This is a genomic window from Burkholderia sp. BCC0506 (assembly GCF_902833145.1).
Taxonomy (GTDB): domain Bacteria; phylum Pseudomonadota; class Gammaproteobacteria; order Burkholderiales; family Burkholderiaceae; genus Burkholderia.
Map to the genome: position 1 here is coordinate 252,113 of NZ_CADFEN010000007.1, position 13,173 is coordinate 265,285.

Genomic DNA, 13,173 nt, shown 5'->3' on the forward strand with positions numbered 1-13,173 from the left:
TCCCGGAGTTCGCAATGACCCGTTCCGACCTGCAAGTCCGCCACGCCGAAGCTTTCCGTGCGCTGCATACGCGCGCCGGCGCGTTCATCATCCCGAACCCGTGGGATGCCGGCACCGCGCGCCTGCTCGCGATGGCCGGCTTCGAGGCGCTCGCCACGACGAGCGCCGGCTACGCGTTTTCGAAAGGGCAGCCCGACAACGCGATCGACCGCGACGCGATGCTCGATCACATCGCCGATCTCGTCGCCGCGGGCGGCCTGCCCGTGAGCGCCGATCTCGAGAACGGCTTCGGCGACGCGCCCGACACGGTGGCCGAAACGATCCGGCTGGCGGCCGAGGCGGGGGCGGTCGGCGGCTCGATCGAGGATGCGACCGGCCGCGCCGACACGCCGATCCATGCGCACGACGTGGCCGTCGAGCGTATCGCGGCGGCCGTCGACGCGGCGCGCGCACTGCCGTTTCCGTTCACGCTGACGGCGCGCTGCGAAAACTACCTGCACGGCCGTCGCGACCTCGACGACACGATCGCGCGGCTCGTCGCCTATCGCGACGCCGGTGCCGACGTGCTGTATGCGCCCGGCATCACCGACGCGGACGAAATCGCGGCCGTGACCCGGGCGGTCGGCGCGCCCGTCAATGTCGTCATGGGTCTGCAGGGCGGCTTGCTGAGCCTCGACGAGCTGGCGACGCTCGGCGTGAAGCGCGTCAGCGTCGGCGGCGCGCTGGCGCGGGCCGCGTTGGGCGCGTTCCTGCGCGCCGCGACGGAGATGAGACGCGACGGCACGTTCACCTTTGCCCGGGCGGCCGTGCCGGGGCGCGATATCAACCGCTGGTTTGCGGCGCCGGATAATTCGCCGATTTTGTTAGACGAATGAGCCCCAATAAAAGCCGGAATCGTTTCCACCGAAACATTGATTGACGATAATCAACCGGTTTCGCGCCGAGTTAATCGTCGACGACGGCGCGAAAATCATCGTCCATTCTCCGCATTTCGCCCGTTCGACCACAGTTGGCGCGCCGGCCGCGACGGGCCGGACGCCCGGCGAGCCGCCATGCGTGACGATATCGCGCATTGTTGCAGGTTCCCGTTCAGCGCGTTTCCGTGCGCGGGAGTTGCCGGATGATTTTTTGATTGATAATCTTCGGCACGTTCCAATGACCGGTGAGTGGGCGGCCGGGAATATCAATATATTCAATATATAAAAAGCTGAGAGAGCGATGACGATCCGAGAAAATCACCGCGTCGGGTTTCGCGTGGGCGATGTCGTGACGCTGAAAACGGGCGGGCCGCGCATGACCGTCACGTATGCGGGGCCGGTCGTGTTCGACGACGGCGACTGGCTGATCTGCCAGTGGTTCGACGAAAGCGGCGAGTTCCGGCAGGAAATGTTCCATCACGACACGGTGGTACTCGAGCCGCGTGCGATTTCGGCCGGGCGGGTCCGGCTGCGCATGCAGTCGCACCGCTTCCGGTCGGCGGCCTGACCCGGCCTGCCGTTGCGATGCCGCGGCGCCGGGTGCCCGGCGTCCGTGCAGCGACATTTCACGCAACCCCGAAACATGCGGCGGCGCGCTACGCCGATACTGAACGCATGAACCCGACCGATCCCCTTGCCGCGGTCACGCACCGCGATCCTTATCCCTATTACGCCGCGCTCGTCGACGGGCCGCCGCTCGCGTTCGACGCCACGCTCGGCCTGTGGGTCGCGAGCCGCGCGGCGGCCGTGACGGCCGTGCTCGGCCATCCGGCCTGTCGCGTGCGCCCGCTCGACGCGCCGGTGCCGCCCGCGTTGCGCGGCACGACGGCCGGCGCGCTGTTCGGCGAGCTGGTGCGCATGAACGATGGCGCGTCGCGACACGACGTGCCGAAGCAGGCGTTGCGCGCGGCGTTCGCGCCGATCGACACGGCTGCGCTGCGCGATCGCGCCGAGGGGCTTGCCGCGCGGCGACTGCCGGCGCCCGGCGATGCCGACGCGCTGAACGCATGGTGCATGACGGTGCCCGTGTGCGCGGTGGCCGATCTGCTCGGCTTCGACGAAACGCAGCTCGACGACATCGCGGCGCGGGTCGTCGAGTTCGTCGCCGCGCTGTCGCCGCTGTCGGATGCCGCGGCGCTGGCGCGCGCGAGCGATGCGGCGCGGCAACTGCTCGACCGGATGACGGCGCGTGTCGCGCAGTCGCGTTCACACGACGGCACGCTGGTCGCTGCCGTGCAGCGGGCGGCCCGTGAGTCGGGGTGGCACGCGAGCGGTGCGCTCGTCGCGAATCTCGTCGGGTTGCTGTCGCAGACGTGCGAGGCGACCGCCGCATGGCTCGGCAATGCCCTCGTCGCGTGGAACGGCGAAGCGGGCATGGTGCCGGACGCCGCCGCGCTCGATGCATTCGTCGCCGAGGTCGGGCGTTTCGATTCACCGGTGCAGAACACGCGCCGCTTCGTCGCGGCACGCACGACAATCGAAGGCGTGAGCGTCGACGCCGGCGACGCGATCCTCGTCGTGCTTGCGGCGGCGAACCGCGATCCGGCCGTACATCGCGACCCGCACCGGCTGATGCCCGGCCGCGCGGCAGGGCCGAATTTCGGCTTCGGCACGGGGCCGCACGGGTGTCCGGGCGAGCGGATCGCCCGGGCGGTGACGGCGGGCGCGTTCGCGGCGCGGTTGCGCGCGGGCGGCTGGCCGCCGCGTGAGATGCTGAAGTGGGATTACCGCGCGTCGACCAACGTCAGGATGCCGAAGTTCGACGCGAGTCGGTGAAGGGAGAAAAGGGGCTTAACGGCAGCCTTGCTTTTCCGCCCATTGCTCCTGGGCGGCGACGCGGCGTTGCACGCGTTCGACGAGGCCCGTCGAGAAGGTCCGCATGCTGACGCCGCGACGCTTCGCGAGGATCGTCTGCGCGACGTCGGTGCGCGGGTTCGGCTGGCACGCCCAGTACAGCGTCATCAGCCAGCCGATGCCCGTCCACGCGAACAGTGCGTTGAACATCGCGATCGTCAGCTTGTCGTGCCGGCCGCGCCGGTCGGCAATGACGGCCGGCAGGAAATAGAGCGCGATCGCGGCGACCGAACCGGCCACTTGAATCAGGACTGCATCATGCATGGTGCTGCTCCGTCCAAACTGCAATGAGGCCGATTGTCGCGCTTTTTCCGTTTATGTGCCGGCAATTGATTGTTGCGCTTTCAGTGACGATCAGGCGGCTTCGGCGTTCGCGGGCTGCACTTCGTTGCTCAGCGCGAAACCTTCGTCGAGCCAGCCCGTCACGCCGCCGATCATCAGCTTGACCGGGCGGCCGAGGCGCGCGAGCTGGATCGCCGCGCGCGCGGCGCCGTTGCAGTGCGGCCCCGCGCAGTAGACGACGAACAGCGTGTCGGCCGGATAGGCGGCGAGCTTGCTTTCGACGATCTTGCGCCGCGGCAGGCTGCGCGCGCCCGGCACGTGGCCGGCGGCGAACTGGTCGGGGCCGCGCACGTCGAGCAGCACGAAATCGGGCGTGCCGGACGCGAGTGCGTCGTGCACGTCCCAGCAATCGGTCTCGAAGCGCAGCGATGCCTCGAAATGAGCGAGGGCGGTGCGGCTGTCGGCGGCGGGGACGTCGGTGACGTAGGACATGGTCGGGCTCTCCGGTTGAACGGGCGCGAAACGCGCCGCAATGAAGGGCAGTATCGCGGTTCGGTGCGCGTCGCGGCAGTGGCGCGATCGACAAGTTCCGGTAACATCGCGCCATGCACAATCATCTCGTCGTCGCGCTCGCCTACGATCGCCTCTGCACGTTCGAATTCGGCTGCGTGGTCGAACTGTTCGCGCTCGAACGCCCCGAACTCGGCGTCGACTGGTATCGCTTCGCGGTATGCGCGAGCGAACCGGGGCCCGTGCGCGCGGCGGGCGGCATTACCGTTGCCGCGCCCTACCGGCTCGCGACGCTCGATCGCGCGGACACCATCGTGATTCCCGGCTGGCGCGATCCGGACGAGCTGCCGCCCGAGCCGTTGCTGAAGAAGCTGCGTGCCGCGCATCGGCGCGGCGCGCGGCTCTGCTCGATCTGTTCGGGCGTGTTCGTGCTGGCGGCGGCCGGCGTGCTCGACGGCCTCACCGTGACGACCCACTGGCGGTATGCGGAACGCCTGCAGGCGCGTTATCCGGCGCTGCGCGTGAACCCCGATGCGCTGTACGTCGACGAAGGGCGGATCGTCACGTCGGCCGGCTCGGCGGCGGGGCTCGACATGCTGCTGCATCTGGTGCGCCGCGATCACGGCGGCGCGATCGCGAACCGCGTCGCGCAACGCCTCGTGCTGCCGCCGCATCGCGACGGCGGGCAGGCGCAGTTCGTGCCGCGTCCGGTCGCACCCGGTGGCACCGATCGGCTCGCGAAGCTGATCGACTGGATGCGCGCGCATGCGGCCGAGCCGCACACGCTCGCGTCGCTCGCCGCGCAGGCCGCGATGAGCACGCGCACGCTGCAGCGTCAGTTCGCGGATGCGACGGGGATGTCACCGCTCGCGTGGCTGATCCGCGAACGCGTGAACGTCGCGAAGGACATGCTCGAAGCGCAGCCCGCGTTGTCGCTCGCGCAGGTCGCGGCGCGTGCCGGGTTCGGTTCCGAGGAATCGTTGCGCCGGCATTTCCGGCGCGTCGCGGCGACGAGCCCGGCCGCGTACCGGCGCGGGATGGCGCGCGGCGGCACGTAGCAGGCGCCGCGCAGGCGCGCTCGCACGACGATGAAAGGCCGCGCCCGCGGCGCGATGCGCGTGCCCGCGCGGCCGGGTTGCGCGACGCGTTTCCGAAGGCGGTCTGAACGTCCGGGAAGGGGCGCCGGCGGGGGCGCATCGGCGTATGATCTGGGTTTTCGTCAGCCCGATCCAGGCACCCCCACCATGACTTCCGTCGACACTACCCCCGTCCTCGACCATGACAAGCTCGTTACCTTCATCGAGCGCAAGTGGAACGATGAAATCCTCCACGCGCTGACCGACTACATCGCGATTCCGGCCAAGAGCCCCGCATTCGACCCCGACTGGGCGAAGCGCGGTTATCTCGAGCGCGTCGTCACCGACGCCGCGCAGTGGGCCGAACGGCAGCCCGTCAAAGGCCTGAAGCTCGAAATCGTGCGCCTGCCGGGCCGTACGCCGGTGATCTTCTTCGAGTCGCCGGCCACGCGTTCGGGCAGCACCGACACGATCCTGCTGTACGGCCACCTCGACAAGCAGCCCGAATTCGACGGCTGGCGCGCCGATCTCGGCCCGTGGACGCCGAAGTTCGAGAACGGCAAGCTGTACGGCCGCGGCGGCGCGGACGACGGCTATGCGATCTACGCGAGCCTCGCGGCGCTCGGCGCGCTCGACGAGCAGGGCATCGAGCGGCCGCGTTGCGTCGGCCTGATCGAGACCTGCGAAGAGTCGGGCAGCTACGACCTGCTGCCGTACGTCGACGCGTTGCGCGACCGGCTCGGCCAGGTGTCGCTCGTCGTGTGCCTCGATTCGGGCGCCGGCAACTACGACCAGATGTGGCTCACCACGTCGCTGCGCGGCCTCGTGTCCGGCGACCTGCAGGTCGAGGTGCTGGAAGAAGGCGTTCACTCGGGCGTCTACGGCGGCATCGCACCGTCGAGCTTCCGCGTGATGCGCCAGTTGTTCGAGCGCCTCGAAGACGCGAAGAACGGCAACCTGCTGCCGGGTGCGTTCCATTGCGAGATTCCGGCGAGCCGCGTGCGCGAAGCCGAAGCGGCCGCCGCGATCCTCGGCGATACGGTGTGGAAGGGGCTGCCGTGGGCGTGCGGCCAGGACGGCAAACCCGTGCTGCCGACCACGACCGACCCGCGCGAGGCGCTGCTGAACTCGACGTGGCGTCCGTCGCTGTCGGTGACGGGGGCGGCCGGCATGCCGGCGCTCGCCGATGCGGGCAACGTGCTGCGTCCGCGTACCGCGTTCAAGCTGTCGCTGCGGCTGCCGCCGCTCGTCGACGCCGCGCAGGCCGTGCAGCAGTTGAAGGCATTGCTCGAACTCGATCCGCCGTACAACGCGAAGGTCACGTTCAAGCCGGACGCGGGCGCCGCGACGGGCTGGAGCGCGCCGGATCTCGCGCCGTGGCTCGCGTCGTCGCTCGACGCCGCGTCGCGTCGCCACTTCGGCGCCGACTGCGCGTACATGGGGCTCGGCGGCACGATCCCGCTGATGAACGTGTTGCAGGAAGGCTTCCCGTCAGCGCAATTCATGGTGTGCGGCGTGCTCGGGCCGAAGTCGAACGCGCATGGCCCGAACGAGTTCCTGCACGTGCCGTACGCGAAGAAGCTCACGGCGGCCGTTGCCGACGTGATCGCGACCGCGCGCTGACCGCCGCGACGTTCGACGCACCGATTGCCCGACCCGACCCACCTCGATGGAGTGTTGCCGATGACCGCACTGCCGACGCCCGATACCGAACCGCTGCGCATGCGCGCCGAACCGCTGCATGCATTCGTCGCGGCACTCTGGGAACGGGCCGGCAGCCACCCGCGCGAGGCGACGCTCGTTGCCGATCACCTGGTCGCCGCGAATCTCGCGGGCCACGATTCGCACGGAATCGGGATGATCCCGAATTACGTCGCGTCGTGGCGGGAAGGGCAGTTGCAGTTGAACGGGCGCGCGTCGATCGTCCGCGACGGCGGCGCGGTGCTGACGATCGACGGCGGGCGCGGGTTCGGCCAGGTGATCGCGTTCGAGGCGATGGTCGAAGGGATCGAGCGTGCGCGGCGCATGGGCATCTGCGCGATCGGGCTGCGCGACGTTCATCATCTCGGCCGCATCGGGCATTGGGCCGAGCAATGCGCGCACGCGGGGCTCGTGTCGTTCCATTTCGTCAACGTGCCGGGCGACCTGCTGGTCGCGCCGCTGCACGGCACCGATCCGCGTTTCGGCACGAATCCGTTCTGCGCCGCGTATCCGCGGACGGGCAAGCCGCCGCTGCTGCTCGATTTCGCGACGAGCGCGATCGCATACGGCAAGACACGGGTCGCCTATAACCAGGGCAAGCGTGTGCCGGCCGGGTCGCTGATCGACCATCGCGGCCAGCCGACCGACGATCCGGCCGTGATGCACGAGCAGCCGTTCGGCGCGCTGCTGCCGTTCGGGCTCCACAAGGGGTATGCGCTCGCGGCGATGTGCGAGATCTTCGGCGGCGCGCTGGTGGGCGGGCAGACGACCTACGGCGATACGCTGCAGAAGACGAGTGCGATCGTCAACGGGATGCTGTCGGTGCTGATCGACCCTAAAGCATTCGACGCGGCCGATGCCGAACGCGAAGCCGATGCGTTCGTCGCGTGGGCGAAGGCGTCGCCGCAGGCCGGCGATGCGCCGGTGCAGGTGCCCGGCGAGCCGGAAGAGGCGAGTCGCGCCGCACGCGGCAGGGTCGGCATTCCGGTCGACCGTGCGACGTGGCGGCAGATTCGCGAGAGCGCGGCGGCCGTCGGTTTCGACGCGGCCGAGCTCGACGCATGGACGCAGCGCTGCGAGGGATCCGCATGAGCTGGCAGGCGGAGAAGGCGCACGGCGAGGAAATCGCGTACCGGCTTGCGCCGCTCGGTACGGTCGCCGTCGCACGGTTCTTCAGCGGTGCGGCGTTGCGGCTCGACGGCGTGATGTTCGGCTTCCTGTCGCGCGGGTCGCTGTTCCTGCGTGTCGACGACGTGAACCGCCCGGCGTTCGTCGCGGCGGGGATGGGGCCGTTCTCGTATGCGCGGCCCACGCGCACCGTCTCGCTCGAGGGCTATTACGAAACGCCGGCCGACGTGCTCGAGGACGCGGGCGCGCTGTTCGACTGGTGCCGCGGCGCGTATCGCGCGGCGCTGCTGGCCGGGCCGCCGAAGCGCAAGGCGCGGGCCGCGCCGAAGACGGTATCGAAGGCGGGGCCGAAAACCTCGCCGAAAGCTGCTGCGAAGGCCGCATCGAAGCCGGCAGCGAAACCGGAGCCGAACAAGGTGTCCCGGCCAGCGGCGAAATCCGCAACGAAACCGGCGTCGGTGCGGAAAGCGGAACCGGCATCGAAATCATCGCCCGTGCCGGCACCGAATCCAGCGACGAAGCGCAAGCAGACGTAGTGCCGACCGCGCGGCGCGGCCGCCTCGCATGCTTCGCTTTCCTTCCTTTCTTTCTTTCTTTCAGACTTGCCTGCCGCGGCCGGTCGACGCGCTACGCGGGCGGCTTGCCCGCACGATCCGGCGCCCCAACATCGGGCTTGACGCACCGCACATCCCGCATGCTTCACAACGGCGGCCCCGGCGTTTATGATCGGCGCGGGTTGCGCCCGTGCCGCGCGACCCGCGCCGGCCTCGCCGCCGGCCCCGCGAACGGCGCACCGTACGCCGCGCGCAATGCTTCCCCACCCATCATTCCAGACGGAGACAGCCGATGCTCGTCCTGATTCTCGGTTTAGCGATCTTCCTCGGTGTGCACTCGATCCGGATCGTCGCCGACGGCTGGCGGTCCGCGACGATCGAACGGATCGGCGAGAAGGGCTGGAAGGGCGGTTACGCGCTCGCATCGATCGTCGGCTTCGTACTGATCGTCTGGGGGTACGGGATCGCCCGTGCGGGCGCGACGCTGCTGTGGGTGTCGCCGGTCGGCGTGCGCCACCTGACGGGCATGCTGACCGCGGTCGCGTTCGTGCTGATCGCCGCGTCGTATGTGCCGCGCAACCGGATCAAGACACTCGTCGGACACCCGATGCTGGCCGGCGTGATGGTCTGGGCGGTTGCGCACCTCCTCGTGAACGGCACCGTGCACGCGGTCGTGCTGTTCGGCGCGTTCTTCGTGTGGTCGATCGTCGATTTCGTCGTGTCGCGTGCGCGGGATCGCCGAGACGGCGTGCGCTATCCGGCCGGCCGCTTGTCGGGCGATGTCATCGCCGTCGTGGCCGGCCTCGCCGTGTGGGCGATATTCGCGTTGTTCCTGCATGGCCCGCTGATCGGCGTGCGGCCGTTCGGTTGAACGGCGGGCGGCGCGACGGAGGCGTTTCGCGCCGGCCGGGTTGCCGAGCTGCACCGGCTCGCGGTGCAGGACGTGCCGTGCTCGTGTGCCCCGGTCGGCAGATGGCATGCCGACGCCGGAATGATCGCCATGAGCCGCGTCTGTTCGCGACCGGACGGGACTCGCTTGACGGACCGCTTGACACGCCGTGCCGTGCGGCGAACGACGTCCCGAGCGCGGTCGCGACACGCAGCAGCATTCACTCGAGCTCAGCAAGAAATGGCCGACGGCTTCGGCCCGAACGTGCTGTCGACCGGCGACGGCAACGGACTCGGGATTCACTCCGGTACGGTCAAAGCACGTTGTGAGCAATATGCGAAGGCACGTAGCCGGCGACGGTGTCGCCGGCTACGTTATCGCGACACAAACTCGCTTGACCGGGCGTCGCTGAAAGGCCGGGACCGGAGCATGCTCGCGTTCCTGTCGCGCGTGTGCGTCAGATCGGCTTGATGAACAGCCCGACGGTCAGCGCGGCACCGATGCAGACGATCGCGACCCGCAGCACGCGTTCGTTCACGCGGTGCAACGCCCACGCGCCGAGCAGGCCGCCGACGATCGCACCGCCGCCGAGTGCGATGGCCTCACGCCAGTGCAGATGCGGGGAGGTCACGAACAGCACGACCGCCGACGCATTCATCACGCCTGCGAGCGCGTTCTTGGTCGACGTCGCGTGACGCGGCGCGAGGCCGGCCATCGTCAGCGCGGCCATCATCAGGAACCCGATGCCGCCGCCGAAGTAGCCGCCGTAGATCGCGATCAGGAACTGCGCGATCGCGGCCGTGACGGGGCCGAGATGCCGGGTCTCTTCGCCGGTTTTGCGAAAGAAGCTGCCCCACGCGAACACGACCGTCGCGAACAGCACGAGCCACGGCACGAGGCGCGAGAAGATCGACGACGGGGTTTTCAGCAGCAGCAGGCCGCCGAGTGCGCCGCCGACCACGCTGATCGCGAACAGCGCGCGAAACGGCAGCTTGCCCGCGCCGCGCACCATGTGTCGGCTGGCCCAGCCGGTCGTGACCTGGCCGGGGAACAGGGCGACCGTCGATGTGATATTTGCCGCGAGTGGCGACATCCCCGACACAATTAGCGCGGGCAGCGTGACGAACGAGCCGCCGCCTGCGAGCGCATTCTGCAGGCCGGCCCACAGGCCGGCGAAGATGATGAGAGCGAGCACGATCGATATCGATCCGGGATGTCCTATCTTGAACCGCCGGCAGTCCAGCTGCGCGCGGGGATGCACGATGGTAATTCAGGACGGTCGTGCGCGCACGCGCGATCCGGATATCGGCGACAGATCGCGGCGGCCGAAGGCTCGGCGTGGCGATAATTTGTCGCCACGATTCAATTCCGTAAAAACCGGATTATTTATATCTTTTTGAGATTGGTCTGATCTGGTTTGCGAAGATGCGTTTCGACGAGGGCGGTGTGTGCAGCCGAAACTGGATTGAATTCCCCTGTATCCCGATATGAATCGAATGGCGAGATGCGGAAACGCCGAGGATTGTTTCCCGGAGCCCGAGTCGGGATCGAAAAATGAAGGATTGTGAACGAAAGTGTTGACGATGAGCGGGCTATAGATCGAATGCGATGCATCGTGACGTCAGACTTCAATGCAATTTCGTGCCGCGACCGGATTTCATTGTCATTACAAATTGCGCGCCCGGGTACTTGCCGGTACAGGACCCCTCGACTCATCGGAGGCCGATCCATCGGGCTACACGCGACGCGACAAATATTTGCCGCGACAGCGATTGCCGCGATTCAATCTTGCAAATTGTTGCTGGTTTCATTCTCAGGGAAAAACATAAGTAAGAAAGACTGAAAATATTTGTAAAAGGTGCAAGGGAGTGCAATCATGTGCGTGAAAGACCGGTGTAATCTGAATGCAGGCACGAAAGGCACGAGAAAGAAGCGTGGTGCACCGCGGCAATTCGCTCCAATCAAGCGGATTGTTGATGATTCGCGATAAACGAAAAACTATTATGGCGAGGGCGGTAAAAATGCAGATTCGATATCAAAAAATAAATCGCCGGACGGAGAAAATCCGCGGCACAAGGGCCGTCAAACACGCGTGTCCGCTGCGGCGTCGCGTCGTATTTAGCCATTTGCTGGCGCGCAGGGCCCATGGTTTTTCCGGCCGACTGGATTCGTCTCTGATTCCATAGCCGTACCCGGCTCCTTTTCCTTTCTTTTACGTCATGGACCGCATCGGGCGGGCTATCGGTTCGTTGCGTCCTGCGCGAGCGTGATACCCGGTTTTTCGGCGGCGCGAAACCGTGCCGCGATCCGCGGCGGCCGTTCGGTTGCAGGTTCGCCCGTCATCGACGGGTCAGGGTTTTGCCACACCAATTAAAGGAGTTCGGCAATGGTTTCCTCGTCGGTCTTGAGCAATCACGTCGATGTTTCGGTCGCCAAGGGTTCGCAGGTTGCAGCGTCACCAGGCGGTCCGGCCAATTTCCTGTTGTCGGCCCACAAGGAGGACGTTGCCAATTACGCGCGTTCCGGGAACGACCTGATCGTCGAATTCAAGGATGGTCGAACGTTGCGTGTTCAGTCGTTTTTTGAAAACGGCGCGGATTATCACAATCTGGTGTTCGTTCAGGATGACGGACGATTTCTCGTGCAGTTCGGTTCCGGCCTGCAAGCGACCGGGGACGGAATCGTTGAATCGGCGCTTACCTATGCACCGATCGGCGATGGATTGTCCACTGGCGCGCTGCTGGGAATACTCGGTGGTGTTGCGGCGGCAGGCGGTATTGCCGCCGCAGCGGCGAGCGGCGGCGGCGGGGATGGCGGCGGCAGCGGCGGCGGAGGCGGAACTCCCGCGCCTGCACGACTGACGATCGAGTCGGTTGACGGTCAATCGATTGGCGGCAGCGGCAATATCGTCACGGGGCGCGCGACGCCGACGATCGTCGGGTCCGGGGCGCTGCCGAATGCGACGGTGACGATCCTGGTCGACGGCCAGCCGATCGGTACGGTGACCGCAGACGCTAACGGGCATTGGTCGTACACGCCCGGCACGTTGCCGGACGGTGTGCATCAGATCACGGTGACGCAGACCGACGGCAACGGCAAGACGAGCGAGCCCAGTGCTGTGGGAGTCGTCGTGGATACGATCCTGCCGGCAACCCCGACGATTACGGACGTCAGGGATGATGCGCAGCATCCGGTTGCAAACAGTGGTGCGACGAACGATACGACGCCGACGTTGAGCGGCACGGCGGAAGCGGGCAGCACGATCAATGTGTATGACGGCGCGACGCTGCTGGGCCGGACGACGGCGGATGCGTCCGGGCACTGGACGTTTACACCGGGCACGGCGCTGGGAGAGGGGGCGCATGCGATCACGGTGACTGCAACCGATGCCGCCGGCAACGTGAGCGCACCGAGCGCGGCATTCGGCCTGACGGTCGATACGACGGCGCCGGCAATCCCGACGGTAAATGCGACGGATGGTACGTCGTTGTCGGGCACCGCCGAAGCCGGTGCAACGGTGAACATCGACACGAACGGCGACGGCACGCCGGATGCAACGGTTGTGGCTGATCCGAGTGGCGCATGGACGTATACGCCGACGACCCCGCTGCCGGTGGGGACGGTGATTGGCGTGACGGTTACCGATGCGGCCGGCAATACGGGCCCGTCAGCATCGGTGACGGTCACGGGTGATGTAACGGCGCCTGCGGCACCGACGATCAGTGGTGTTACGGATGACGTTGGTTCGATCGTTGGCGCAATCGTTTCCGGAGGGAGCACGGACGACACGACACCGACACTGACCGGTACGGCAGAGGCGGGCAGCACGATCAGCGTGTACGACGGCACGACGCTGCTGGGCACGGCGACGGCAGATGCGTCCGGCAACTGGACGTTCACGCCGAGCACCGGTTTGGGTGAAGGCGCACACGCCATCACCGTGACTGCGACGGATACGGCCGGCAACGTAAGCACCCCGAGCGCGGCATTCAACCTGACGATCGACACGACGGCGCCGGCAATCCCGACGGTGAACGCGACGGACGGCACGTCGTTGTCCGGCACGGCGGAAGCTGGCGCGACGGTCAACATCGACACGAACGGCGATGGCACGCCGGATGCAACGGTTGTGGCTGATCCGAGTGGCGCATGGACGTACACGCCGACGACACCGCTGCCGGTTGGTACGGTGATCGGCGTGA

General features: G+C 67.3%; 13 protein-coding genes. 10 read left to right on the top strand and 3 right to left on the bottom strand.

Going from position 1 to position 13,173, the window contains the following annotated elements:
- Positions 1-14: 14 nt before the first annotated feature.
- The 4 genes from HWX62_RS18545 (at position 15) to HWX62_RS18560 (ending at position 2,753) form a co-directional block, all read left to right on the top strand.
- Positions 15-875, top strand: a complete 861-nt coding sequence (locus tag HWX62_RS18545) for an isocitrate lyase/phosphoenolpyruvate mutase family protein (protein WP_175931735.1) — start codon at positions 15-17, stop codon at positions 873-875.
- Between the two features lie 40 nt (positions 876-915).
- Entirely contained in the window at positions 916-1,203 is a 288-nt protein-coding gene (locus tag HWX62_RS18550; protein ID WP_175931736.1) for a hypothetical protein, read from the top strand.
- A 15-nt stretch (positions 1,204-1,218) separates the two neighbouring features.
- On the top strand, positions 1,219-1,485 hold the full coding sequence (locus tag HWX62_RS18555) for a YodC family protein (RefSeq protein ID WP_175931737.1): 267 nt from the start codon (positions 1,219-1,221) through the stop codon (positions 1,483-1,485).
- A gap of 107 nt (positions 1,486-1,592) precedes the next feature.
- Positions 1,593-2,753, top strand: a complete 1,161-nt coding sequence (locus tag HWX62_RS18560) for a cytochrome P450 (protein ID WP_175931738.1) — start codon at positions 1,593-1,595, stop codon at positions 2,751-2,753.
- Between the two features lie 15 nt (positions 2,754-2,768).
- Here HWX62_RS18560 and HWX62_RS18565 read toward each other — a convergent pair whose 3' ends face one another.
- Together HWX62_RS18565 and HWX62_RS18570 are read right to left on the bottom strand one after the other, a co-directional pair.
- Positions 2,769-3,095: a superinfection immunity protein gene (locus HWX62_RS18565; protein WP_006480800.1), complete on the bottom strand. Its 327-nt coding sequence runs from the start codon at positions 3,093-3,095 to the stop codon at positions 2,769-2,771.
- 90 nt (positions 3,096-3,185) lie between these two features.
- Positions 3,186-3,605 carry a rhodanese-like domain-containing protein gene (locus HWX62_RS18570; protein WP_175931739.1) on the bottom strand — a complete coding sequence of 140 codons (420 nt, stop codon included), beginning with the start codon at positions 3,603-3,605 and terminating at the stop codon, positions 3,186-3,188.
- A 113-nt stretch (positions 3,606-3,718) separates the two neighbouring features.
- On the opposite strand from HWX62_RS18570, the gene ftrA reads away from it, so the two are divergent.
- The 5 genes from ftrA to HWX62_RS18595 all read left to right on the top strand — a co-directional run bounded on the left by ftrA (position 3,719) and on the right by HWX62_RS18595 (position 8,953).
- Positions 3,719-4,681: a transcriptional regulator FtrA gene (ftrA, locus tag HWX62_RS18575; protein WP_175931740.1), complete on the top strand. Its 963-nt coding sequence runs from the start codon at positions 3,719-3,721 to the stop codon at positions 4,679-4,681.
- A 186-nt stretch (positions 4,682-4,867) separates the two neighbouring features.
- Positions 4,868-6,322, top strand: coding sequence for a M20 family metallopeptidase (locus HWX62_RS18580; protein ID WP_175931741.1), 1,455 nt, complete (start codon positions 4,868-4,870; stop codon positions 6,320-6,322).
- A 60-nt stretch (positions 6,323-6,382) separates the two neighbouring features.
- Positions 6,383-7,492: a malate/lactate/ureidoglycolate dehydrogenase gene (locus HWX62_RS18585; RefSeq protein WP_175931742.1), complete on the top strand. Its 1,110-nt coding sequence runs from the start codon at positions 6,383-6,385 to the stop codon at positions 7,490-7,492.
- Positions 7,489-8,064, top strand: coding sequence for a TfoX/Sxy family protein (locus tag HWX62_RS18590; protein WP_175931840.1), 576 nt, complete (start codon positions 7,489-7,491; stop codon positions 8,062-8,064). The genes HWX62_RS18585 and HWX62_RS18590 overlap by 4 nt, the downstream gene beginning before the upstream one ends.
- Before the next feature lie 310 nt (positions 8,065-8,374).
- Positions 8,375-8,953, top strand: a complete 579-nt coding sequence (locus tag HWX62_RS18595; protein ID WP_175931743.1) for an NnrU family protein — start codon at positions 8,375-8,377, stop codon at positions 8,951-8,953.
- A 475-nt stretch (positions 8,954-9,428) separates the two neighbouring features.
- On the opposite strand, the gene HWX62_RS18600 is transcribed toward HWX62_RS18595, so the two are convergent.
- Positions 9,429-10,166, bottom strand: coding sequence for a sulfite exporter TauE/SafE family protein (locus HWX62_RS18600; RefSeq protein ID WP_175931744.1), 738 nt, complete (start codon positions 10,164-10,166; stop codon positions 9,429-9,431).
- A 1,191-nt stretch (positions 10,167-11,357) separates the two neighbouring features.
- Here HWX62_RS18600 and HWX62_RS18605 point away from each other — a divergent pair.
- Positions 11,358-13,173 (top strand): Ig-like domain-containing protein (locus tag HWX62_RS18605; protein WP_175985204.1); only part of this gene is annotated, 1,816 nt, incomplete at its 3' end.

Coding starts and splice junctions, on each gene's coding strand:
- HWX62_RS18545 (WP_175931735.1), top strand. CDS start 15: ATGACCCGTTCCGACCTGCAAGTCCGCCACGCCGAAGCTTTCCGTGCG.
- HWX62_RS18555 (WP_175931737.1), top strand. CDS start 1,219: ATGACGATCCGAGAAAATCACCGCGTCGGGTTTCGCGTGGGCGATGTC.
- HWX62_RS18560 (WP_175931738.1), top strand. CDS start 1,593: ATGAACCCGACCGATCCCCTTGCCGCGGTCACGCACCGCGATCCTTAT.
- HWX62_RS18565 (WP_006480800.1), bottom strand. CDS start 3,095: ATGCATGATGCAGTCCTGATTCAAGTGGCCGGTTCGGTCGCCGCGATC.
- HWX62_RS18570 (WP_175931739.1), bottom strand. CDS start 3,605: ATGTCCTACGTCACCGACGTCCCCGCCGCCGACAGCCGCACCGCCCTC.
- ftrA (WP_175931740.1), top strand. CDS start 3,719: ATGCACAATCATCTCGTCGTCGCGCTCGCCTACGATCGCCTCTGCACG.
- HWX62_RS18580 (WP_175931741.1), top strand. CDS start 4,868: ATGACTTCCGTCGACACTACCCCCGTCCTCGACCATGACAAGCTCGTT.
- HWX62_RS18585 (WP_175931742.1), top strand. CDS start 6,383: ATGACCGCACTGCCGACGCCCGATACCGAACCGCTGCGCATGCGCGCC.
- HWX62_RS18590 (WP_175931840.1), top strand. CDS start 7,489: ATGAGCTGGCAGGCGGAGAAGGCGCACGGCGAGGAAATCGCGTACCGG.
- HWX62_RS18595 (WP_175931743.1), top strand. CDS start 8,375: ATGCTCGTCCTGATTCTCGGTTTAGCGATCTTCCTCGGTGTGCACTCG.